This window comes from Lentzea sp. NBC_00516 (genome assembly GCF_036346835.1).
GTDB classification, from domain to species: domain Bacteria; phylum Actinomycetota; class Actinomycetes; order Mycobacteriales; family Pseudonocardiaceae; genus Lentzea; species Lentzea sokolovensis.
This window is the reverse complement of sequence record NZ_CP107840.1, coordinates 9,666,118-9,688,840: the sequence shown is the minus strand read 5'-3', so window position 1 is coordinate 9,688,840 and position 22,723 is coordinate 9,666,118. Positions and strand designations below refer to the sequence as shown.

17 protein-coding genes are annotated in these 22,723 nt (G+C 69.3%); 14 read left to right on the top strand and 3 right to left on the bottom strand.

Translation table 11 applies throughout. The features are described from left to right. Positions 1–4: 4 nt before the first annotated feature. Entirely contained in the window at positions 5–1,009 is a 1,005-nt protein-coding gene (locus tag OG205_RS45190; protein WP_330273878.1) for a LuxR C-terminal-related transcriptional regulator, read from the bottom strand. 450 nt (positions 1,010–1,459) lie between these two features. Here OG205_RS45190 and OG205_RS45185 point away from each other — a divergent pair, with 450 nt between their 5' ends. The 9 genes from OG205_RS45185 to OG205_RS45145 all read left to right on the top strand — a co-directional run bounded on the left by OG205_RS45185 (position 1,460) and on the right by OG205_RS45145 (position 13,433). Then, on the top strand, positions 1,460–4,258 hold the full coding sequence (locus tag OG205_RS45185; protein WP_330273877.1) for an AfsR/SARP family transcriptional regulator: 2,799 nt from the start codon (positions 1,460–1,462) through the stop codon (positions 4,256–4,258). Between the two features lie 59 nt (positions 4,259–4,317). After that, positions 4,318–5,796 carry a peptidoglycan DD-metalloendopeptidase family protein gene (locus OG205_RS45180; RefSeq protein WP_330273876.1) on the top strand — a complete coding sequence of 493 codons (1,479 nt, stop codon included), beginning with the start codon at positions 4,318–4,320 and terminating at the stop codon, positions 5,794–5,796. A 29-nt stretch (positions 5,797–5,825) separates the two neighbouring features. Beyond that, the gene (locus tag OG205_RS45175; RefSeq protein WP_330273875.1) at positions 5,826–7,283 is read left to right on the top strand and encodes a hypothetical protein; all 1,458 of its coding nucleotides are present in this window, start codon (positions 5,826–5,828) and stop codon (positions 7,281–7,283) included. A gap of 263 nt (positions 7,284–7,546) precedes the next feature. Beyond that, positions 7,547–7,993 (top strand): hypothetical protein, encoded by a 447-nt coding sequence (locus OG205_RS45170; protein WP_330273874.1) that lies wholly within the window; start codon positions 7,547–7,549, stop codon positions 7,991–7,993. Between the two features lie 181 nt (positions 7,994–8,174). Next, positions 8,175–9,833 (top strand): SpoIIE family protein phosphatase, encoded by a 1,659-nt coding sequence (locus OG205_RS45165; RefSeq protein ID WP_330273873.1) that lies wholly within the window; start codon positions 8,175–8,177, stop codon positions 9,831–9,833. A gap of 77 nt (positions 9,834–9,910) precedes the next feature. Next, the gene (locus OG205_RS45160; protein WP_330273872.1) at positions 9,911–10,714 is read left to right on the top strand and encodes a GAF and ANTAR domain-containing protein; all 804 of its coding nucleotides are present in this window, start codon (positions 9,911–9,913) and stop codon (positions 10,712–10,714) included. Between the two features lie 67 nt (positions 10,715–10,781). After that, positions 10,782–11,186 (top strand): ATP-binding protein, encoded by a 405-nt coding sequence (locus OG205_RS45155; protein WP_330273871.1) that lies wholly within the window; start codon positions 10,782–10,784, stop codon positions 11,184–11,186. A 172-nt stretch (positions 11,187–11,358) separates the two neighbouring features. Next, a complete protein-coding gene (locus OG205_RS45150; protein ID WP_330273870.1) occupies positions 11,359–12,030 on the top strand; it encodes a response regulator transcription factor in 672 nt (223 codons plus the stop codon). Further along, positions 12,027–13,433, top strand: a complete 1,407-nt coding sequence (locus tag OG205_RS45145) for a sensor histidine kinase (protein WP_330273869.1) — start codon at positions 12,027–12,029, stop codon at positions 13,431–13,433. The genes OG205_RS45150 and OG205_RS45145 overlap by 4 nt, the downstream gene beginning before the upstream one ends. On the opposite strand, the gene OG205_RS45140 is transcribed toward OG205_RS45145, so the two are convergent. Together OG205_RS45140 and OG205_RS45135 are read right to left on the bottom strand one after the other, a co-directional pair. After that, positions 13,434–15,206, bottom strand: a complete 1,773-nt coding sequence (locus tag OG205_RS45140) for a sugar phosphate isomerase/epimerase and 4-hydroxyphenylpyruvate domain-containing protein (protein WP_330273868.1) — start codon at positions 15,204–15,206, stop codon at positions 13,434–13,436. Then, the gene (locus OG205_RS45135) at positions 15,196–16,044 is read right to left on the bottom strand and encodes a shikimate dehydrogenase (protein WP_330273867.1); all 849 of its coding nucleotides are present in this window, start codon (positions 16,042–16,044) and stop codon (positions 15,196–15,198) included. The genes OG205_RS45140 and OG205_RS45135 overlap by 11 nt, the downstream gene beginning before the upstream one ends. Positions 16,045–16,154: 110 nt before the next feature. On the opposite strand from OG205_RS45135, the gene OG205_RS45130 reads away from it, so the two are divergent. The 5 genes from OG205_RS45130 to OG205_RS45110 all read left to right on the top strand — a co-directional run bounded on the left by OG205_RS45130 (position 16,155) and on the right by OG205_RS45110 (position 22,709). Next, positions 16,155–16,796: a TetR/AcrR family transcriptional regulator gene (locus OG205_RS45130; protein WP_330273866.1), complete on the top strand. Its 642-nt coding sequence runs from the start codon at positions 16,155–16,157 to the stop codon at positions 16,794–16,796. Between the two features lie 74 nt (positions 16,797–16,870). After that, positions 16,871–18,175 carry an MFS transporter gene (locus OG205_RS45125; RefSeq protein ID WP_330273865.1) on the top strand — a complete coding sequence of 435 codons (1,305 nt, stop codon included), beginning with the start codon at positions 16,871–16,873 and terminating at the stop codon, positions 18,173–18,175. Between the two features lie 64 nt (positions 18,176–18,239). Further along, a complete protein-coding gene (locus OG205_RS45120; protein ID WP_330273864.1) occupies positions 18,240–19,586 on the top strand; it encodes a hypothetical protein in 1,347 nt (448 codons plus the stop codon). A gap of 266 nt (positions 19,587–19,852) precedes the next feature. Further along, the gene (locus tag OG205_RS45115; protein WP_330273863.1) at positions 19,853–21,199 is read left to right on the top strand and encodes an endo-1,4-beta-xylanase; all 1,347 of its coding nucleotides are present in this window, start codon (positions 19,853–19,855) and stop codon (positions 21,197–21,199) included. Positions 21,200–21,275: 76 nt separating this feature from the next. Beyond that, positions 21,276–22,709 (top strand): WGR domain-containing protein, encoded by a 1,434-nt coding sequence (locus tag OG205_RS45110; protein ID WP_330273862.1) that lies wholly within the window; start codon positions 21,276–21,278, stop codon positions 22,707–22,709. The last annotated feature ends 14 nt before the right edge of the window (positions 22,710–22,723 follow it).

The following is a 22,723-nucleotide window of genomic DNA, read 5'->3' as shown; positions in this document are numbered from 1 at the left end:
ACCGCTAGTCCAGGTCGTCGATGTCGACCCATCCTCGTGCCACGGCCCGTGCGCCCGCCTGGAACCGGCTCCGTGCGTCCAAGCGCGCGAGCAACTCCGACGCGACGCGGCGGGCCGTGCGCACCGAGACGCCCAACCGGCGCGCGATCATCTCGTCGGTGCACCCCTGGCCCAGCAACTTGAGCGCCTCCCGGCCCTGGCCGGTCAGGCCGTCCGCATCACGTGGCCGGGGCAGGCCGAGCGGTGCCGAGGTCCGCCACACCGACTCGAACAGCGTGTACAGCGCGCTGGCGACCCCGTCGATCGAGACGACGACCGCCGATTCGTCATCGTCGTCGGTGCCGACCTGCACCAGGGCGGTCCGCCGATCGACGATGAACATCCGCAGTGGCAGCGACGGCGCGGTGCGGACCTCGCTGCCGAGTTCGGACAGCTGATGGGCGTACTCGATCGCGGACGGATGGTTGCGGATGCTGTCGAGGTAGATCGTCCGCAGGCGCACGCCCCGGTCGACGGCGCCGGAATCCGGGAACCGATCGGCCGGCAGGCTCTCCGCGAACTCCGCGCCGCCCGGCATGAACGAGCACGCCTCCCATTCGCAGGATGCCGCTATCTCGCGAAGGCGTCGCCGGATCGCCGCGGGGCCGATCAGGTGCTCGACGCCGGAATCAGCTGATTTGGTACGGGATTCAGAATGTTGTGAGAGCAATCGAGCGAGCGCGAGTTTGCTCTCTTCGATTTTCTGCTGCCGGCGCGCGATCTCGGCCTGCTGCCGGGCGATCAACGCCGCCATGCCGACCTCGGGGTCGACCAGCCGGGGCGGCTGATGCCGATTGTCGTCACCGGTCTGCAGCAGCGCCATTTTCGTCAATTCGTCCAACGCGTCACAAACTTCGCGTTCCGTGAGATCTAGATGGCTGGCGAGATGATGACAGTCTCCGTCCGTACAATCCAGCAACGCCAGATATACCAACTCGGAAGTCTCACTCAGCCCAAGCGCCTCTAGCATAGAGCCATCCCCCCAGGACGCAATTCTCTAGTAGAATTACACTATTGTGATGTCCGAGCGGTTGTCAACCGCTCACCCTGGGTGAGCGGTTGAGCTGTCCGTCGTCTATCCGCGACACGTCATGATTGGGACGAGAAGGACCTTTCCGGTGCAGGGCTTGATAGGGCCGCAGTTGCGCGCGCCAGTTGCACAAGTGCGGTGCCGCAGTTGATGTGTTGGCACGAGAGAGCTTTGCCGTGCCGCTGTGCGTTCGATTTCTGACTTAGAGTTGCTGTATGAACGCGCACTCACGTGGTCGTCCAAGGACCTGAAGACCTGGCAGGCGGTGGCAGGCGTGTCCTCGAAGGGCAGATGACGAGAAAGCCGGGGAAGTGTTGCGCTGCCTGCACACCGGTCGCGTGGTCACGCTGGCCCGCTAGGCCGTCTCGCGGACGGACCAGGGCGGGTGTGGTGTCATGGTCGGGCGATCGGGACGAGGGGGCGTTGCGCGTGGCCGTGGTGGTGCGCCTGCTGGGCGAGGTCAGCTCGGAGGTCGACGGGCAGCCGGTGGACCTGGGCACACCCAAGCAGCGGTGCGTGCTGGCCGCGCTGGCCGTGGACGCGGGCCGGGTCGTGCCGATGGACCGCCTGGTGGAGCGGGTCTCGGGCGCGGACGCGGCACATCGGTCACGGGCGACGGTGCAGAGCTACATCTCCCGGCTGCGCCAGGCGCTGGCCGGCGCGGGTGGCGTCAGCATCGTGCGCCGCTCCGGCGGATACGCCCTGATCGCCGACACGGCCGAGCCGGTGACGGACCTGCACCGGTTCCGCGACCTGTGCGCCCAGGCCGGCGGCGATGACGTCCAGGCGGTGCGGGTGTGGACCGAGGCGCTGGCGTTGTGGCGGGGACAGCCGCTGACCGGTGTGGAAGGCGAGTGGGCCGAGGCCGAACGCGACCGGCTCTCGCAGGAACGGCTGGCCGCCGAGCACGACCTGGCCGACGCCGTGCTGCGGCTCGGGAGAGGCGGGCAGCTGGTGAACGAGCTGTCCGCGCGGAGTGCCCGGCAGCCGTTGGACGAGCGGGTGACAGGGCAGTACATGCTCGCTCTGCACCAGGCTGGACGCACCGTCGACGCACTGGATCTCTACCGGCGGGTCCGGGCGCGCCTGGTCGAGGAACTGGGCACCGAACCAGGGGCGGCACTGCAGGACCTGCACCAGCGGCTGCTGACCGCGGACTCCGTGCCCGGCGGTGGATCCCAGGGCCCGCGGGCGGTGGTACCCCGGCAGCTCCTGATGGCGCCCGCGCCGTTCGTCGGCCGCCAGGACGAACTGGCCGCCCTGGACGCCGCTCTGGACACCTCCGCCGTCGCGGCCATCGTCGGCTCTGGCGGCATCGGCAAGTCCTGGCTCGCTCTGCACTGGGCGCACCGGCACGCCCACCGGTTCCCCGACGGGCAGTTGCACGTCGACCTGCGCGGCTTCAGCGCCGACGGCGACGTGCTGTCCCCTGCGTCCGCCGTGCGCGGCTTCCTCGACGCCCTCGGGGTCGAGCCCGGCCGCATCCCGGTCGAGCCGCACGCTCAAGCGGCGTTGTTCCGCAGTCTCGTGGCGGACAAGCGGATGCTGCTCGTGCTCGACAACGCCGCCGACACCGCCCACGTCACCCCGTTGCTGCCGGGCGGCGGGTCGTGCGCCGTGCTGGTGACCAGCCGCAACCGGCTGCCCGGTCTCGTCACCGGGCACGGCGCCCGGCAGGTGGTCCTCGACGTCCTCGGCGACACCGAGTCACGCGACCTGCTCGGTGCGAGGCTCGGGACCGCACAGGCCGAGGCGGAACGCGCCGCGGTGAGGGATCTGGTGGAACTGTGCGGCGGGTACCCGCTGGCGTTGAGCATCATCGCGGGACGCGCCCACACCGGTCCCGGCTCGTCCCTGCCCGCTCTCGCCGCCGAGCTGCGCGAAAGCCTCCTCGACGTGCTCGACGAAGGCGACCCCGCCGCGAGCCTGCCCGCCGTGTTGTCGTTGTCCTACAACGCGTTGACCGCCGGGCAACGAACGGTCTTCGGACTGCTCGCCATCGCCCAGGGGCCTGGCACCGGACTGCCCGCCGCCGCGTCCCTCACCGGTCTGTCCCAGGCCGCGACCAGAACCGTGCTGCGCGGTCTGGAACAGGCATCGCTGATCAGTCAGGACGCCTTGGGCCGCTACGGCATGCACGACCTGATCCGCCGCTACGCCGACGACGCCGCGCACCGCGACCTGGCGGCGCCGGAGCGGGAGTCGGCGTTGCGACGGGTGATCGGCTTCTACCTGCACACCGCCCACGCCGCCGATCGCCTCGTGTACCCGCACCGCGTGGACATCCCGCTCGACCCGCCCGCACGGGGTTGCTCACCCCAGCCGTTGCCGGACTCGTCGGCGGCCATGGTCTGGTTCGACGCGGAACACCTCTGCCTGCTGGCGGCCCAGCACATCGCGGCCGCGCTCGGGTGGCGGCAGGCCGTCTGGCAGCTGGCGTGGTCGCTGTCCACGTTCCACCAGCTCCGGGGGCACCACCACGACCAGGTCCGCACCTGGCAGGCCGCGCTGGTCGCGAGTGAGCACCTGCCCGACCCCGCCGCCACCGTGCTCGGCCATCGCCAGCTCGGCCTCGTCCACGCCGAACTCGGCCTGCGCGAGCAGGCACTGGACCACCTGCTGCGGGCTCTCGCCCTGGCGGAGCAGCACCACGACGTGACCGCTCAGGCCCACACCCACACGGCCCTCGCCAGGGCGTACGAGCAGCAGGGAGACGACAGGAGCGCGCTGGAGCACTCCGTCCGGTCCCTGGAACTCTGCCGCGTGCTCGGCAACCCGGTGTGGGAGGCGGGAGCGCTCAACGGCGTCGGCTGGTACGCCGTCCGGCTGGGAGAGCACGACCGGGCACGGGAGCACTGTCAGGCCGCATTGGCCCTGTACCGCGCGCACGACGATCCGGCCGGTGAGGCGGGTGTGCTGGACAGCCTCGGCTACATCGCCCACCTCGCCGGTGACCACGCGCAGGCCGTGGACCACTACCGCCAATCCCTGGCTCTGCAGCGAGAACTCATCTACGACTACGCGATCGCGGAGGCCCTGGCCGGACTCGGCGCCCCGCACGCCGCGCTCGGTCAGTTCGACGAGGCGCGCGCGGCGTGGCAGGAGGCGCTGGAGATCTACCGGCAGCAGGGCCGGACCGAAGAGGCACAACGGATCCAGGAGCGACTCGACTCCCTCGACCGCTGCTGAACTGCGCTTTGCAGAAACCTGCAAAGAATTCACATGATCGGCCGGACATCGTGACCGGCATGAGCACGCCAAGTACCAGGAACACGCCGAGAGTCCGGCCTTTCCTCCTCGTCGCCGCGATCGTCACGTCATCGCTGGCGGTCGCGACACCCGCACAGGCCGCCGCGCCCAGCCTTGAGCTGCCGTTCGTGTGCGGTACCTCGTGGGACGGCAACTCCGGCGACAGCAACGCGCACCGCAACAAGGAAATCGACTTCAACGCGACCGGCACGAAAGGCGACGCCGACAGGGGCAAGCCCGTCGTCGCCGCGGCCGCCGGCACCGTCAGGTGGGAGGGTGGCGAGAACTCCGACTACGGCAACTACGTCGAGATCGACCACGGCGACGGCTACTCGACGTTGTACGCCCACCTCGACCAGAAGTCCGTGGGCACCGGCGACACCGTCCACCAGGGCGAGCTGATCGGCACGGTCGGCAACACCGACGGCAACTCCCCCGGCATCTCGGCACACCTGCACTTCGAGTTCCGCAACCGGGGCAGCGGCCAGAGCTACCCCGACTACATCAGGCCCGCGTCGTTCCACGGCGACTCCTTCGACTACGCGACGGGCAAGGAGACGTTCGTCAGCCAGAACTGCGGCACGCAGGCGCCGCCGACGATGCCGGGTGTCTCCTCGGTGTCGCGGGCGGACGGGTCGATCGACGTGTTCGCGGTGACGTCCGACTACCGCTTGAAGCACCGGAACTTCTCGGCCGGCAAGTGGTCGTGCTGGTCCACCCTGCCCGGCAACGCCAAGATCAAGGGCGACCCCGCGGCCGTGGTCTCCGGCAACGGCAACAGGATCGACGTCTTCGCACAAGGCGTGGACAACCGCCTCAAAAAGCCGACCTGGATCGCCGGGCAGCAGTGGTACGACTGGGCGGATCTCGGCACCTACGCCATCACCTCCTCCCCCGCGGTGACCATGCGGTACGACACCGGGTTCGACGTCTTCGCCCGCAACGCCGCCAACAAGATCGTCTACCGCCACTTCAGCATCGCCGACGGCTGGATCAACGACTGGGCGGCCATCGGGCAGAACGCGGCCACCGTGTCCTCGTCCAGCGCGCCCGCGGCGGTGGCGAGCGCGGACGGCACCCGGATGAACGTCTTCACGCGCTCCGCGGACGGCAGCCTGCTCACCCTGATGTGGACCAGCGGCGCCGGTTGGTACAACTGGGCCGACCGGGGGCTCGCGATCATCGGCCGCCCCGCCGCCACCACGCGGGCCGGTAACAGCGTGGACCTGTTGCTGCGCCACTACGACAGCAGCCTCCTGCAGTGGTACACGCCCGACGGCGCGGACTACACCACGTACAAGCCGCAGGACTTCGGCGGTTACATCACCACCAGCCCCACCGCCACCACCTGGGGCAACCAGCGGATGGACGTCTTCAGCCGCAACAGCAACGGCGACCTCATCCAGAAGTTCTGGACCGCCGGCAACAACTGGACCCCCTACATCGGCCTCGGCCCCATCGGCGCCCCCGCCTGCTGACGACGTCTTTCTGACAAGGAAACGAAATCGTGAAGAGACTTCTCACGGTGCTGGCCGCTGCCATCACCTTCGCCGCGGGACTGACCGCGCTCACCGCCCCGGTCGCGTCCGCCGCGGACATCCGGGCGTGCGACAAGGGCGGCACCAACCCGCAGGACCAGACCATCGCCGGACAGCTGAATCCCAAGCTCACCAAGGACATGCGCGGCAGGATGGGCGCGTACGAGGTGTCCTGTGCCCGCGTGATCGTGCAGGCCATCAAGGAGCGCAAGCTTCCCGAACGGGCCGCCGTCATCGCGATCACCACGGTCATCGTCGAGACCCACATCGAGAACATCAACGGCGGCGACCGCGACAGCGTAGGCCTGTACCAGCAGCGCGACGGCTGGGGTTCGGCGCCGAACCGGCTCGACGCCGAGTGGGCGACCAACGCGTTCCTCGACGAGATGATCCGGTTCTACCCCAACAACAAGTGGCACACCGGCGACATCGGCGACATCTGTCAGGCCGTGCAGCGTTCCGGGTACCCCGACCGGTACGCCGTGCAGGTCAGCGACGCGCAGATCATCGCGAACGCGTTGTGGAGCCAGGACACCGCGCCGTCCTCGATGCCGGGCGTGTCGTCGGTGTCGCGGGCGGACGGTTCGATCGACGTGTTCGCCACGACCACCGACTACCGCCTGAAGCACCGGAACTTCTCGGCGGGCAAGTGGTCCTGCTGGTCCACGTTGCCGGGCAACGCCAAGATCAAGGGCGACCCCGCGGCCGTGGTCTCCGGCAACGGCAACAGGATCGACGTCTTCGCGCAAGGTATCGACAACCGCCTCAAGAAGCTGACCTGGATCGCCGGCCAGCAGTGGTACGACTGGGCGGACCTCGGCACCTACGCCATCACTTCGTCGCCTGCCGTGACCATGCGGTACGACACCGGTTTCGACGTCTTCGCCCGCAACGCCGCGAACAAGATCGTCTACCGCCACTTCAGCATCGCCGACGGCTGGGTCAACGACTGGTCGGGCATCGGTGACAACTGGAGCACCGTCACCGCCACCAGCGCGCCCGCGGCCGTGGCGAGCGCGGACGGCACCCGGATGAACGTCTTCACCAGGGCCCCGGACGGCAGCCTGCTGTCGGTGATGTGGACCAGCGGTGCCGGGTGGTACAACTGGGCCGACCGCGGCGGCAACTACGTCGGCCGTCCTGCCGTCACCACCCGCGGCGGCACCAGCCTGGACCTGTACCTGAGGCACAACGACAGCAGCCTCGTCCAGTGGTACTCGCCCGACGGCGCGGACTTCACGAGCTACAAACCGCAGGACTTCGGTGGCTACATCACCACCAGCCCCACCGCCACCACCTGGGGCAACCAGCGGATGGACGTCTTCAGCCGCAACAGCAACGGCGACCTCATCCAGAAGTTCTGGACCGCCGGCAACAACTGGACCCCCTACATCGGCCTCGGCCCCATCGGCGCCCCCGCCTGCTGACAGAACAACCCGTGATTCGGCCGTTCTGTCGTCGTCGGCCCCGTCACCCGAATGAGTTGAACTTCGACTGCAACGAAACCAAGCCCGCGCGGTCGCCGATACCGGCACACTCTGCGGCGACGACGTCGATCCGTTGCCCCGTCTGTTCATCGCTGCTTCGCGCTGTCCGCAGTGGACGGACAGCGGTGGCGGAACCGGGACCGCGTCGAGCAGCTCGCGGGCGTAGGGGTGCTCCGGCGTTCGGCGGTATGATCCGGCGCATCATGGGCGAAGGCACGGAGGACCCCGCGGGCAACGGCGACGCCGTCATCGACGACCCCATGCTCACCACGCCGCTGGCCAGGATGATGGCGCTGGCGATGGGCACTAACGTCCGCGTGTTCGAGGTGCCCGTGGCACACAGCGCTGGACTCGCGGGCCTGGTCGGCGTCGGTTCCGGCGCGGACGGCGAGCCGCAGTGCAAGATCGGGCTCACCGACGACCTGGACGACGGCCTGCGCGCCGACGTGCTCGCGTTCGGCCTGGCGGTGCTCGTCGGCACGCCGGAGATCCTCGGCGAGAGCCCCGACGGCGTCCTCGGGATCAGCAGGGAGCGGCTGCCCCAGGCCGGCAACGGCCCCGGCAACCTGGCCTGGCACATGTTGCAGACGTGCGGGCGCGAGTCGCCGTCCGCGACGTTCCGGCTGATGATCATCCAGCCCGACCTGTAACCCACGCCGGCTCGAATGCCGCGCGCTCACCCGCACGTCCTCTGTGGACCTGCCGTGCCTCCGTCAGGTTGATTCCGTGTTTACCCGCGCCGGGAGCCGGGTATGAAGATTGCCGGAAGTACCGGCATGCCAAAGAACCTGGAGCCAAGCCTGTGTGGTGAGACAGGAGGAACGACGAGTCATGTGGTTCGTGGACGGGAAGAACGCGGAGTTCCTCAACGGCGCGCCGGCGGGCACCATCGACCTCGCCCGCGGCCTCGCCGGGTCTGGCCGGTCGCTGCCGGAGATCGCGGCGATGATCGAGCGGGCGCCGGTGGGCTTCGCCGTGGTGGACGAGCGGATGCGGTTCCTCTACGCCAACCCGGAGTTCGTGTCGATGCACGGCCTGGTGGGCAGTGACCACGTCGGGCTGACGGTGAGCGAGGTCGTTTCCCCCGCTTACGAGGCCACGCTGGAACCTCATGTCGCCGAGGTGCTCGGGGCCGGCGCCGTGCACCGCGACGTCGAGACCCGTGCCGACCTCGCGAACACCAGTAAACAGCTCCTGCTCAACCTGTTCCCGCTGTGCGATCACGAGAACGAGGTGATCGCCGCCGTGGTGGCGGTGCAGGACCTCACCAGGTCCCACGAGGTCGCCGAGCTCGAAGGCCTGCGCGTGGAGGCCGAGTGGACCGACCGGCTGGACCGGACGCAACGCGCGGGCGGTACGGGTTCCTGGGAGGTCGACCTGCGCAGCGGCAGGATCACGTGGTCGGCCAACCTCTGCCGCATCGCCGGTGTCACCCACTCCCCGAACACGCTCGAGGAAGTCCTCGCGCACGTGCATCCCGAGGACCTCGAATCGGCCAGGGCGTCCTTCACCGGCCTCACCCTGCACTCGCCGACACCCGACATCGAATACCGGCTGTGCACGCCCGACGGCCGCGTGGTCGTGATCTCCGCGATCGCCGAGGCGGTCGCGGACGCCACCGGAACCGTGGTCGCGCTGCGCGGCATGTGCGTCGACCGCACCGCCCGGCGCACGGCCGAGGCCGACGTGCGGGCGGCCGTGGTGCGAGCGGACGAGATGACGGAGCAGCTGAAGGACGAGCGGGAGATCGTGCTGCAGTTGCAACGGGCCCTGCTCCCGCCGAGCATTCCCGCCGTCGAGGCGACCGAACTGGCCGTGGCCTACCAGCCCGCGAACAGCTCTGCCGGTGTGGGCGGCGACTTCTACGACGCCTTCCCGCTGGCCGACGGCAGGCTCGCGATCGCGGTCGGCGACGTGATCGGCCACGACATCAGGGCCGCGGTCACGATGGGCAGGGTTCGCAGTGCCATCCGCGCCTACGCGATGCTGGACCCGCGTCCCGACCGCGTGCTGCGGGACCTGAACCTGCTCGTCCACTCGGGCAACGACATGACGATGACGACGGTGTTCTACGGCGTCTACACGCCGTGGGACGGCACTCTCCGCTACGCCAACGCCGGTCACCCTCATCCGCTGCTGGTCCGCGACGGCGTCGCCCGTCCGATGGCGCACCGGCACGGGCTGATCACGGGTGCCGTGAAGCACGCCGAGTACCTCGCGTTCGAGACGTCCCTTCGCCCGGATGACGTGCTGGTCGTCTACACCGACGGGCTCGTGGAACATCGCAACGACGACATCGACGCGGGTGTCGAGAAGCTGTGCGCCGCCGTGACGGCGCCGCACCTGCCCGAACGCCTCGACGACCTCGTTCCGGCGGTCATCAGCGCCGTCGCTCCCGAACAGGGTCGCGACGACGTCTGCGTCCTCGCACTGCGCCCCAGACCGGATCCGCCCAAGTTCACCGAGGCGAGACCGACCCTGGCACGGTGAACGGCCCTACGATGCTCTGGCGAGCGTCGAGCAGCCTGCGCCGTGTACTCCCCCAGGCTATGAAGGAGTGCGGCGGCATGGCCGACGTGATAAGACCGTTCCCGCGATCATCGGACCAGCCGGCCGACGACAGACCTGATCCCGTCGAACGTCTCGACGAGACGACGGAAGCGCTCGCGGTGCTGCGCGACGCGCTGACCGGCGAAGAGGACCTGGACGAGGCGCTGCAGCGGCTGGCGGAGACAGCGGCCAAAGCGATCGTGGACGCCGACGCGGTGACGGTCTCGGTGCTCAAGCTGGACCAGACGCACACGGCGGCCGCGACCGACCAGCTTCTCGTCGAGGTCGACGAGAAGCAGTACAGCGCCGACCGCGGTCCGTGCCTGGAGGCCGCCCGCGCCCTGACGGTCGTCCGCGCGGTGGTCGGAGAACACCTCAACGAGTGGCCCGAGTTCGAGTCGGCCGCGGCGGCACACGGCATCCGCGCCTACCTGTCCGTGCCCGTGGTGCTGCCGGCGTCGGAGAGATCCGAGGCCCAGCACGTGGGCTCGCTCAACATCTACAGCCGCACCGCGGCCGCTTTCGACCCGTTCGACGAGAGCCTGATGCGCCTCTTCACCACCGCGGCCTCCGCCACGATCACCAGCGCGCAACGGTGGCAGCGCTCCCGCAAGCACATCCAATATCTGGAGCAGGCGCTCGAGTCGCGTGCCGTCATCGAACAGGCCAAAGGCGCGCTGATGGCCGCGTACGAGTGCACAGCGGACGAAGCCTTCACGATGCTGGTCGAACGTTCCCAGCGCGAGAACGTCAAGCTCCGCCAGGTCGCCGTCACCCTGCTGAAGACCGTCACTCGCTCAGGTGAGCCGGGCAACGGTTGATCGCTTCGGCGAGCGGGCATCCCTTCAGCGACGCACAAGGCGTGACATCGCGAAGGAGGGCGAAGTGATGAACGGCAGCACCTCTTCGGATGCCGCGCACGTCCTGGAACTCGACCGCGACGCCACCGACCTCGGCAGGATTCGCCGCTGGACCGAGGCCGCCCTCCCCGGAGTGCACCAGGACGAGCTCGTCGACGTGCTGCTGGTCGTCACGGAGCTCGTGTCGAACGTCTACGACCACGCGCGGTTCCCGGCACGTCTCCGGCTGCGGAAGTCCGCCGAGCCGTGCACGGTCGCCATCGCGGTCGAGGACGCCTCCCCGTCGAAGCCCGTGCTGCAGCCGGTCTCGCCCGACTCGGTGCGCAGCCGCGGCCTGGTGATCGTGAACCAGCTGGCCAAGCAGTGGGGCGTGGTCCAGCGCACGGTCGGGAAGTCCGTGTGGGCGCTGGTCCCCTGCCCGCTCACCCCGTGAGGTGATCAGAAGGTGGCAGCGCCGTTCCCCCCGCCGCGCCGCCACCTTCTCCCCCGATCGCGGATCCCCTCATCCACGCGGCAGAGCCTGCCAGGGTGAACCTGAAGGGACGCTGAAAGAACCTGAACCGGATTTCAGGACGCGATCATGAGCGATGCGGCACGCTGCTCCCATGCGCGTGCTCGTGGTGGAGGATGATCCCCGTCTCGCCGACCTGCTCACCCGCGGTCTGACCGCCGAAGGGTTCGCCGTCGACGTGGAGCGCACCGGCACGGACGGGCTGTGGCGGGCGCGGGAACACCCGTACGACGTGATCGTCCTGGACATCATGCTGCCCGGCCTCAACGGCTACCGGGTGTGCCAGGAGCTGCGGGACGCGGGCGTGTGGACGCCGATCCTGATGCTCACCGCGAAGGACGGCGAGTTCGACGAGGCCGAGGGCCTGGACACCGGCGCGGACGACTACCTGACCAAGCCGTTCTCCTACGTGGTGCTGGTGGCCAGGCTCAGAGCGCTGGCCCGGCGGTCGCGCACCTCCCAGCCGGTGCTGCTGCGGGCAGGCGACCTGGTGCTCGACCCGGTCAGCAGGGAGTGTCACCGGGGCACCGCGCGGATCGACCTGAAGGCCAAGGAGTTCTCGGTGCTGAGCTTCCTGCTGCGGCACGCGAACGAGGTCGTCACCAAGTCGGAGATCATCGACGGCGTGTGGGACTCCGCGCAGGACCCCGACCCCAACCTCGTCGAGGTCTACATCAGCGCGCTTCGCCGCAAGATCGACACACCGTTCGACCGGCGGAGCATCACCACCGTGCGCGGTGTCGGCTACCGGTTGATGGACCGATGAAGTCCTTGCAGGTCAAGGTGACCGTGCTGGCCACGGTGATCACCGCGGTGCTGATCGGGCTCGTCGGCGTGCTGGTGCTGACGACACAGCGCCAGCAGATCGCCGACCAGACCGCGAGCAGCTCGCGCGTGCACTACATGTGTTCCAGCGCCCAGAACTGCGTCCCGCTGCGCGAAGGGACGACCGCACCCACACCGGGGGTGCTGGTCCGGTACGCGAGCACCGAGGTGCGGCCGGAGTTGTCGATCTGGCCGTTCACCGGTCTCGGCCAGACCCCGTACCAGGTGATCGGGGAAGGGTGGCCCCCGAACGAAGAAGAGACGCTGAAGATCGTCGACCAGGCGCAACAACAGCTGAACAACGCGACGCTGGTCCTGCTCGGCGTGCTCACTTCGATCACCGCGCTGGTGTCGGTCACGGTGCTGGCCGCGGCCAGCCGGGTGCTGCGGCCGGTGGAGGCGATGCGGGCCGAGGTCGCCGAGATCAACGAGCACAACCTCACCCGGCGCGTCCCGGTGCCGTCCTCCGACAACGAGATCGCCCGGCTGGGCAGGACGCTGAACGAGACGCTGGACCGGATGCACCGCGCCGTCGAGGACACCCGCAGGTTCGTCGGGGACGCCTCGCACGAGCTGCGCAGCCCGCTGGCCGCGTTGCGGGCCGAACTGGAGATCGCGCTCTCCCACCCGCACCTGGCCGACTGGACCACCGTCGTGAAAGCGGCACTGGAGGACGCCGAACGGCTGCAGGAGCTGACCACGGATCTGTTGCTGCTGGCCAGGCTGGACGCCGACGCACTGGACAAGCAGGACACCGTCGACCTCACCGGTGTGGTGCGGCGGGAGGTCTCCCGCCGGGGGACGGTCACCCTGGAGGCCGACGACCAGGTCATCGTTCCCGGGCGGCAGGCCCAGCTGTCCCGGCTGCTCGGCAACCTGCTGGACAACGCCGAACGGCACGCGGGCACCGCGGTCGTCGTGCGGCTGCGCGGCGGGCCCTGCGCGACGCTGGAGGTCATCGACGACGGACCCGGCATCCCCGAAGCGGATCGGGAACGCGTCTTCGACCGGTTCACGCGGCTCGACGAGGCCCGCACCCGTGCCGCGGGTGGTGCCGGGCTCGGGCTCGCGATCGCCCGGCGCATCGCCACCAGGCACCACGGCACGCTGGAGGCCACCGACGCCGAGGGGTTCCGCGGAATCCGTTTCGTGGCAACGATTCCGACCGGCGTTCCGGTGCCGAGGAAAGCCGCCGCACAGCAACGCGCGGGTGACGAGGTGTGGCAGTTCCTCAACGGCTCGATCGTCCCGACGCACGGCCACATCCCCGAACCGCGCCCGGCTCCCGAGCAGGAGCTGGAGTGGGAGCTCATCTTCGGGGAGCACCCACCGGTGCCGAGGTGATCAGGTGCGGGCGAACCGCCGCGCCTCGTGGTGGGCGGCCATCCGGACGGGCGCGTTGACCACCCCGAACCCGCGGTAGCCACCGATCCGTTCGACCACCTCGAAGAACACCCTCGCGCCCGCCAGTTCGGTGTAGAAGTGCAGGTATTCACCGAACTCGTCGCGGTCGTAGAGCACCGAGTTCCGCCGCAGCGCGCCGACCCGATCGGCCGGCAGGTTCGTGCGCGCCATCAGGTCGTCGTAGTAGTTGCCGGGGATGTCCAGCAGCCGTGCGCCCAACTCCCGCAACGCTTCGGCGCACGCGACCGCGTCGGCACAGGTGAACGCGATGTGCTGGGGCTCTTCCACCGCCGGTGCCCAGCCCCCGCGCCGGACCAGCGCGCAGTCCAGGGTGAGCCGGACGCCGCCACCACTCACGCCGCGGCCGCGCACCAGACCGAACGGCGCCGCGAACTCCGCCGTCACCCCCGGTTCCAGGCCCAGCACCGAACGGTAGAAGAGACCCGCCTCGTCGAAGTTGTCGAACGGCTGGGTCAGCGCGACGTGGTCGATGCCGGTGATGCCGGCCTCCGGCGCCGACTCACCGGTCGGCACGAAGTCGCCGAGCCAGTCGTCGTCCGCGCACAGGAAGATCTCGGTGCCGTCGGGTGCGGCGATCGCCGTCAGCGGCGCTTCGCCAGGACCGGCCTTGCGTGCCAACGGGGGCGCGAGCAGGACCTTCGCCCGCAACGCGGCGGCGGCAGGGTCCGGCACGGAGACGCCGAGCGCACCGATCGCGCCGGGTTCGCCCTCCGCGTTGACCAGCACGCGCGCTTCGCCCTGCGTCCACAGCTCCACCGGCTTCGAGCGATGCACGCCCGCCCGCGTGAAGCCCAGCACGGCGAGGTCCGACTCCCCCACGACCTCGGCGAAGGCGTAGCCGGTCGGGACGGGCGCGGCGGGAACGTCCAGCAGCCGCAAGGAGTCCTGCAGACCGACGAGCGACCGCATGGCGTCGACCGCGGCGCGGTGCGGGTCGGACTGGCGGAAGACGTCGTTGAACACCTCGAGCGAAAGCGGACCGCGGTACCCGGCGTCGAGGACGTCACGGGTGAACGTGGTCAGGTCGAAGTCGCCCTGTCCCGGGAAGAGCCGATGGTGGCGGCTCCACGGGAGAACGTCCATCGGCAACGTCGGCGCGTCCGCGAGCTGCAGGAAGAAGATCTTCTCGCCCGGGATCGCGCGGATGGCCCTGGGATCGTCCCCTTTGGACAGGATGTGGAAGCTGTCGAGGCAGACACCGAGTGACGGATGTCCTGCGCGGCGCACGATCCGCCACGCGTGCTCGTAGCCGTTGACGTACCTGCCCCAGGCGAGCGCCTCGTAGGCGATGCGCAGTCCGCGTTCGCCCGCGCGCGTCGCGAGCAGGTGCAGTTGCTCGGCGGCGAGATCGTCGTCGTCGATGGCCTCCGGCGACACCGAGGAGCACACCAGCACGGTGTCCACGCCCAGTTCGGCCATGACGTCGAACTTCTGCTCGGCGCGGCGGAGATTGGCGGCGAGCACGTCCGGCGGCACGGCCTCGAAGTCGCGGAAGGGCTGGTACAGGTCGATGCTCAGGCCGAGGTCGGCGCAGCGCCGCCGGATCTCCGCCGGGCCGCGGCGGTCGGCGAGCAGGTCGTTCTCGAAGAGCTCGATGCCGTCGAAACCCGCCTCGGCGGCCGCGGTCAGCTTGTCGTCCAGGGTGCCGGACAGGCACACGGTGGCGATGGCGGTGCGCAGCTCAGGACGCATGAGCGGGCTCTCCTTCCAGCTCCTCGAAGTGCGCGAGCATCCGGTCCGCGTCCGGTTCGACGCCGGTGAACAGCCGCAACGACTCCGCGGCCTGCAGCACGACCATGCCGCCGCCGTGCAGCACCCGGCAGCCTCGTGCGCGCGCGGCGGCGAGGAGTGCTGTCTCCAGCGGCCGGTAGACGATGTCGGCGACCCAGAGTTCGCCCCGCAGCAACGACTCGTCGAGCGGCAGGCCGGGATGTGCCGCCATGCCCGTGGGGGTCGCGTGGACGAGACCGTCCGCCGTGCGCACGGCCTCAGGGGCGCAGGTGGTGGCCCGGCCGGTGCCGAAGCTGAGTTCCAGTGCTGCCACCAGCTTCGCGGCGCGTTCCTGGTCGACGTCGTGGACGCCGAGATGTTCGATGCCGAGCGACAGCAGAGCGTGGGCCACGGCGGCGCCCGCCCCGCCCGCGCCGAGCAGGACGACGTCGCGCATCCCGGCGTCCGGCAGGCCCCGGCTCAGGCTGCGGGCGAAACCCGTCGCGTCCGTGTTGTGGCCGATCGCCCTGCCGTTCTCGAAGACCACGGTGTTGACGGCGCCGAGTGCGGCGGCCTGCGGGACGAGTTCGTCGAGGTGCGGCAGGATCGCCTGCTTCGCCGGATGGGTGATGTTGAGGCCGTCGAACCCCTCGGCCCTGGCCTGCGCCAGCACCTCGTTCAGCGGCAGTCCGATGACGTCGAGGTCGAGCAACCGGTAGCTGTAGCGCAGTCCGAGCTCGGCGGCCTCGCGCTCGTGCAGCGCCGGGCTCAGCGACGGGCCGATGCCGGAGCCGATGAGCCCGATCTGGTAGGTGGTCACCCGGCCTCCACTTAATGTACGAACTAGTGAGTTCACTCTAGCGCGCCGAGTCGCCCGCAGGAAGTGCTGCTCTAGAGTTGGCTGGTCATCCGCAGATCTAAGGGGGCTCGGTGGCCGCACCGCCGTCATCCGATGAGCGCCAGCGGGACAAGGACCGCACCCGCGCCGACATCCTGGACGTAGCCACGCGGGAGTTCGCGGACAAGGGCTACACGGGGGCGCGGGTCGACGAGATCGCCGAGCGCACCAGCACGACCAAGCGGATGATCTACTACTACTTCGGCGGCAAGGAACAGCTCTACATCGCCGTCCTGGAGCAGGCCTACCTGGCGATCAGGGCGCTGGAGGCCGAACTCGACGTCGAGCACCTCGAACCAGAGGACGCCATCCGCCGGCTCGCGGAGCTGACCTTCGACCACCACGAGGCGCACCCCGACTTCATCCGGCTCGTCAGCATCGAGAACATCCACCGCGCCGAGCACATCGCGCGCTCGGAAGTCCTGGCGGGACTCGCGAACCCGGCGCTCGACGGCCTGACGCAGATCCTCGAACGGGGCCGCGCCGCCGGTCGGTTCCGCGCCGACGCCGACCCGCTCGACGTGCACATGGTGATCAGCTCGTTCTGCGTCTTCCGGCTCGCGAACCGGCACACGTTCGCCGCCATCTTCGGCAGGGACATGCTCGATCCCGGACGCCGTGAGCACTACCGACGCATGCTCGGTGACATGCTGATCAACTATTTGACCAGCTGAAATCTCCTCTTGACACGCGGGGGTGGCGTATCCGACCTTGTATTAACTAACTAGGTCGTACATGGGAGTACGCCGTGACCACATCGATGGCCCGCAAGACTGCGCTGGCAGCCTGGATCGGCAGCGCCCTCGAGTACTACGACTTCTTCATCTACGGCACCGCCGCCGCACTGGTCTTCAACAAGGTCTTCTTCCCCGCCGCCGATCCGGCGACGGGAACCCTGCTCGCGCTCGGCACGTTCGGCGTGGGCTACCTCGCCAGGCCGCTCGGCGCGTTGATCCTCGGCCACGTCGGGGATCGCTTCGGCCGCAAGAAGGTCCTCGTCTTCACGCTGCTGCTGATGGGCGTGGCCACGTTCGCGGTCGGCTGTCTGCCCACCTACGCCACGGCGGGTGTCCTCGCACCGATCCTGCTCGTCTTCCTCCGCCTGCTGCAGGGACTTTCTGCCTCGGGCGAGCAGGCGGGCGCGAACTCGATGTCGCTGGAGCACGCCCCGGACCACCGGCGGGCGTACTTCACCAGCTTCACGCTGAGCGGCACGCAGGCGGGGCAGATCCTCGCCACGGCGATCTTCCTGCCCGTGGCGGCACTACCCCAGGAGGACCTGCTGACGTGGGGCTGGCGCGTGCCGTTCTGGTGCAGCGCGATCGTCGTCGTGGTCGGCCTCATCATTCGCCGCAAGATCGACGAGACCGCGGAGTTCAAGCGCACCAAGGCGGCCAAGCTCCCGGCCGCGGTGTTGTTCAGGACGCACTGGAAGGACGTCCTGCGGGTCGTCCTCGCGGCCACCATCGCCTCGGTCAGCACGATCTTCACCGTCTACGCACTGAGCTACGCGGTGAACACGATCGGCCTGGCGCGCACGCCCATGCTGTGGGTCGGCGTGCTGGCCAACGTCGTCGCGCTCGCCGCGATCCCGTTGCTGGCAGGGCTTTCGGACAGGATCGGCCGCAAACCCGTGTTCCTCGCGGGCTGCGGCGCGTGCGCGATCCTGATCTTCCCGTACCTGTGGTCGATCTCCGTCGGCGCGTACGGCCTGGTGTTCGCGCTCGGCATCCTGCTGTTCGGCGTGTGCTACTCCGCGATCAACGGCATCTGGCCGTCCCTGTACGGCGAGATGTTCAGCACCGAGGTCAGGCTGTCCGGCATGGCGATCGGCACGCAGATCGGGTTCGCCATCGCCGGTTTCGCGCCGAGCGTGGTGGCTGCGATCGGCTCCGGGCGTGACGACTGGATCGGCGTCGCGATCTTCACGGCGGCGGTGTGCGCGCTCAGTGCGACGGCGATCGCGACCGGACGCGAGACGTTCAAGCGTCCGACCGCGGAGCTCGGCCGTCTGCCACAGGAAGCTGTTGCCGGGGCCTCATTGGGCCGTTGAGTGGTGACCGGGGCGGCTCCGCCGGGGTGCAATGATCCGGCGGAGTCGCCAACGGAGGTGTGCCATGCGAACACGGCTCGTGGTGTCGTTGCTGGGGCTCGTACTTCTCGTGGGTGGTGCGCCCGCGGTGGCAGAGCCGCTGCACGTTCCCGGCGACCAGCCGTTGCCCGGTTACACCATCGTCAACCCTCCGCTGGCGCCGGAGGTGATCGACGGACGGCCCACGAAGGTGTTGCAGGGCGTCCACCGGCACTCCGCGTACGTCGTCGAGGTGCCCGCGAAGTGGAACGGCCGGCTGGCCATGTGGGCGCACGGCTACCGCGGCACCGGCACCGTGCTCACCGTGGATCCGCCGGCGTACGGCCTGCGCACCCGGATGCTCGGCCAGGGCTACGCCTGGGCCGCGTCCTCCTACTACAGCAACGGATACGACGTCCGTGCCGGCGTCACGGCGACGCACGACCTGGCCCAGCACTTCGGCACTCTGGTCGCCAGGCCGAAGGAGGTGTTCGTCGCGGGCGTGTCGATGGGCGGGCACGTCATCGGCCGTTCGCTGGAGCAGTATCCCGGCTTCTACGACGGCGCCCTGCCGATGTGCGGGGTGCTCGGCGACCACGAGCTGTTCGACTTCTTCCTCGACTACCAGCTGACGTCGCAGGCGCTCGCCGGGATTCGCGCCTATCCGATCCCGGCCGACTACCCGACGGCCGTGGTGCCGCGCATCCAGGAGAAGCTGGGGCTGACCGGACTCGTGCCCGGCGGCCCGGACACCGTCACGGAGCGGGGCGCCCAGTTCCGCGCGAACGTCGTCGAGCTCAGCGGCGGGCCGCGTCCCGGCTCGACGCCTGCTTTCGCGTACTGGAAGGACTTCCTGTTCAGCCTCGCCTCGCCGGCGAACGACAGCGCGCCGCTCGCGCTCGACCCCGGCCGGCTGGCGACCAACCTCGGCACCCGCTACCGGCCGAACACCCCGGTCGACCTCAACCGCGAGGTGCGGCGGGTGGCGCCGCGCGACTGGCGGACCCGCCTCTCCCCCGCTCTCACCGAGGTGCCGGGCATCGCGGGCAGGCCACAGGTTCCGGTGCTCTCGTTGCACGGCCTGGGCGACCTCTTCGTGCCGTTCTCGATGGAACAGGACTACCGGGCCGACGTCGCCCGCCACGGTCAGTCGAAGTTGTTGGTGCAGCGGGCGATCCGCACGGTGGACCACTGCGAGTTCTCGCCGGCGGAGGCGGGTGCGGCGTGGGACGACCTCGTGACGTGGACCGACCGCGGCCGCAAGCCCGCCGGTGACGCGATCGGCGATCGTGACGCGGTCGCCGCGCCCGGTTTCGGCTGCCGGTTCTCCGATCGCGCCGCCTACAGCGGCCCCGGCACCCGCAGGTTGTTCTCGCCCTGTCCGGTGAACTGAAGTCGATGGCGGTTTCGAAACTTTGTCGTCCGGCGCCCTTCACCGCGATGCCGGACTGGGCATTCACCTGGACTTTCGACGAATTCGACAACTGATTCGACGAATTCGACGGCTCTTGATCCGTCGAACCGATCCGGTTGACACTGCTGGAAGTTCGATTCGGGCGGTATGTGGATTTGGCGCAATCCCTGCCGCTCGCACCGGACGGTGTGTTGACCGATCCACTCCACCCGCCTCGCGCGGGTGCTTCTCAGAAAGCGCCGAAAATGACGCTGACAGCGAAGTCAGTCGCACGAGTCACGCTCGTGTCAGCCCTTCTCACCGCCGTCGCGGGTGCCGCGATCATCGGAGCCTCGCCCGCCAGTGGCGCCGCCTCCACACTGGGCGCGGCGGCCCAGCAAAGCGGCCGCTACTTCGGCACCGCGGTAGCCGCGAACAAACTGGGTGACTCGACCTACACCGGGATCCTGAACCGCGAGTTCGACATGGTCACGGCCGAGAACGAGATGAAGATGGACGCGACTGAGCCCAACCAGGGCCAGTTCAGCTACGGCAACGCCGACCGGATCGTGAACCAGGCGCGCAACCAGGGCAAGCGGGTGCGCGGGCACGCCCTGGCGTGGCACTCGCAGCAACCCGGCTGGATGCAGAACATGTCCGGCTCCTCGCTGCGCAACGCGATGCTGAACCACGTCACGCAGGTCGCGACCTACTACCGCGGCAAGATCTACGCCTGGGACGTCGTCAACGAGGCCTTCGCCGACGGCAGCGGCGGCGGACGCCGTGACTCCAACCTCCAGCGCACCGGCAACGACTGGATCGAGGCGGCGTTCCGCGCGGCCCGTTCGGCGGACCCGAACGCGAAGCTCTGCTACAACGACTACAACACCGACAACTGGTCGCACGCCAAGACCCAGGGCGTCTACCGGATGGTGCAGGACTTCAAGTCCCGCGGTGTGCCGATCGACTGCGTCGGCTTCCAGGCGCACTTCAACAGCGGCAACCCGGTGCCGTCCAACTACCACACCACCCTGCAGAACTTCGCCGCTCTCGGCGTGGACGTGCAGATCACCGAGCTGGACATCGAGGGCTCCGGCAGCTCGCAGGCCCAGCAGTACCAGGGCGTCACCCAGGCCTGCCTCTCCGTCTCGCGGTGCACCGGCATCACCGTGTGGGGCATCCGCGACTCCGACTCGTGGCGCGCTTCCGGCACCCCGTTGTTGTTCGACGGCAACGGCAACAAGAAGGCCGCCTACACCTCGGTCCTCAACGTCCTGAACAACGGCACGGACCCCGGGCCGACGAGCACCACCAGCACGACCACCACGTCGTCCAACCCCGGCGGCGGGGGCTGCACGGCGACGTACTCCGAGGGCGAGAAGTGGAGTGACCGCTTCAACGGCAACGTCACGGTCTCCGGCTCGGACAACTGGGTCGTCACGGTCACCGTGAGCTCGCCTCAGAAGATCATCGCCACCTGGAACACCAGCGCCACGTGGGGCTCCGCCAACGTGATGACCGCACGCCCCAACGGCAACGGCAACACGTTCGGCTTCACCGTCCAGCACGGCGGCAACTGGAACTGGCCGAGCGTCTCCTGCAGCGTCGGCTGATCGACCGCGGTCGCCGGAATTGTCGGACCCCCTTGCTACGGTCGGTTTCAGCTGATCAACGCGAGGGGGAAAGACAGTGGCCGCTGCCACCACGTACCTGGAGCTGTCGGAGTCCGGCGGAAGTGCGCACAAGTTCTACGAGGTGGTCGTCGCCGGCACGACGGTGACCATCACGTTCGGCCGCATCGGTGAGCGCGGGTCCACACGGGAGTCCACGTTCGCCGATGCGGCCAAGGCGGTGAGCGCGGCCGAGAAGAAGATCGGCGAGAAGGTGCGCAAGGGGTACGCGCCCGCGGTCAAGGGGCAGCGAGCGCGCCGGGCGATCACCCGGCGCGAGATCACGAGCGTGCAGTCGAGTGCCCGGCAGGCGCCCGTGTTGTGGCGCTTCCACTCCGGCGCACCGGCTTTCGGCATCTTCATCGGCGAGGACGAGGCGTGGGTCGGCAACGAACGCGGTGACGTCTTCACGCTCGCGCACGACGGCCGGGTGACGGGGCGGTACGGCCTGCCGGACGGCGTGAAGTGCATCGTCGCCGACGACTTCTGGATCTACGCCGGCTGCGACGACGGCCGCGTGTACGACCTGGGCGGCAAGGTTCCGCGCGTCGCGTACGAGATCGCCAACGACGTCGACATCTACTGGCTCGACATCGACGACGGCGTGCTCGGCGTCTCGGACCGGCAGGGCGGCATCACGATCGTCGACCACGAGGACGAGTTCCAGTGGTCGCGCCGCAGCACGGGCGACAGCGCGTGGATGGTGCGGTGCGCGCCGGAAGGGGTGTTCCACGGGCATTCTCGCGGCGTCACGCACTACGCGGCGCGCAGCGGTGATCCCGTGTGGCACGCCGAGACAGTGGGCGCCGTGCTGTTCGGCTGGCAGGAACCGGCCGAGGTGTTCGCGGGCACCAGCCGCGGGTGGGTGCACCGGTTGGCTCGCTCGAATGGCGCCGAGAAGGCGCGTTACCGTTGTGACGCGGCGGTTTTCTCGTGCGCCACCTCGCCGGGCGGGGACTACGTGTTCGCCGGTGACAACCACTCGTCGGTGTACTGCTTCGCGGCCGACGGCACGCGGTTGTGGAAGCTCGGCACGGGCTGCGGTTCCGCGTACTCCATGCAGTACCGCGACGAGCGCCTGTACATCGTCACGACCGATGGTTCGCTGGCGTGCATCGACGCGAGCCCGGCGGCGATTCACGCTGCCGAGCAAGGAGAACTGCCGCAGCGCAGCGACATCAAGGCCGACCACTGGCAGCGCGTCGAGGCCACCGCAGCGGTGGAGACCGTGGTGGCCAGCGCGGTTCCGGCCGGCGGCGTCGTCGTGGAGTGCGTGCAGGACGGCGGCCGTCTGCGCGTGCACGTGATCTCCGACGGGTACGACCGCGCTCGCGCCGTGCAGTTCCCGAAGGACATCCGCGTCCCCGGCGCGCGCTACCTGGTGACCGAGATCCACACCTCGGCGAGCGGCGGCTTCTACCGCGCGAGGGGAGAGATCAAGCGGCTCCTGTGATCGCGGCAGCCCTG

Bases quoted from the DNA above. Each gene is read 5' to 3' on its own strand.
- OG205_RS45190 (WP_330273878.1), bottom strand. From the start codon at position 1,009: ATGCTAGAGGCGCTTGGGCTGAGTGAGACTTCCGAGTTGGTATATCTG.
- OG205_RS45180 (WP_330273876.1), top strand. From the start codon at position 4,318: ATGAGCACGCCAAGTACCAGGAACACGCCGAGAGTCCGGCCTTTCCTC.
- OG205_RS45170 (WP_330273874.1), top strand. From the start codon at position 7,547: ATGGGCGAAGGCACGGAGGACCCCGCGGGCAACGGCGACGCCGTCATC.
- OG205_RS45165 (WP_330273873.1), top strand. From the start codon at position 8,175: ATGTGGTTCGTGGACGGGAAGAACGCGGAGTTCCTCAACGGCGCGCCG.
- OG205_RS45160 (WP_330273872.1), top strand. From the start codon at position 9,911: ATGGCCGACGTGATAAGACCGTTCCCGCGATCATCGGACCAGCCGGCC.
- OG205_RS45155 (WP_330273871.1), top strand. From the start codon at position 10,782: ATGAACGGCAGCACCTCTTCGGATGCCGCGCACGTCCTGGAACTCGAC.
- OG205_RS45150 (WP_330273870.1), top strand. From the start codon at position 11,359: ATGCGCGTGCTCGTGGTGGAGGATGATCCCCGTCTCGCCGACCTGCTC.
- OG205_RS45145 (WP_330273869.1), top strand. From the start codon at position 12,027: ATGAAGTCCTTGCAGGTCAAGGTGACCGTGCTGGCCACGGTGATCACC.
- OG205_RS45140 (WP_330273868.1), bottom strand. From the start codon at position 15,206: ATGCGTCCTGAGCTGCGCACCGCCATCGCCACCGTGTGCCTGTCCGGC.
- OG205_RS45120 (WP_330273864.1), top strand. From the start codon at position 18,240: ATGCGAACACGGCTCGTGGTGTCGTTGCTGGGGCTCGTACTTCTCGTG.
- OG205_RS45115 (WP_330273863.1), top strand. From the start codon at position 19,853: ATGACGCTGACAGCGAAGTCAGTCGCACGAGTCACGCTCGTGTCAGCC.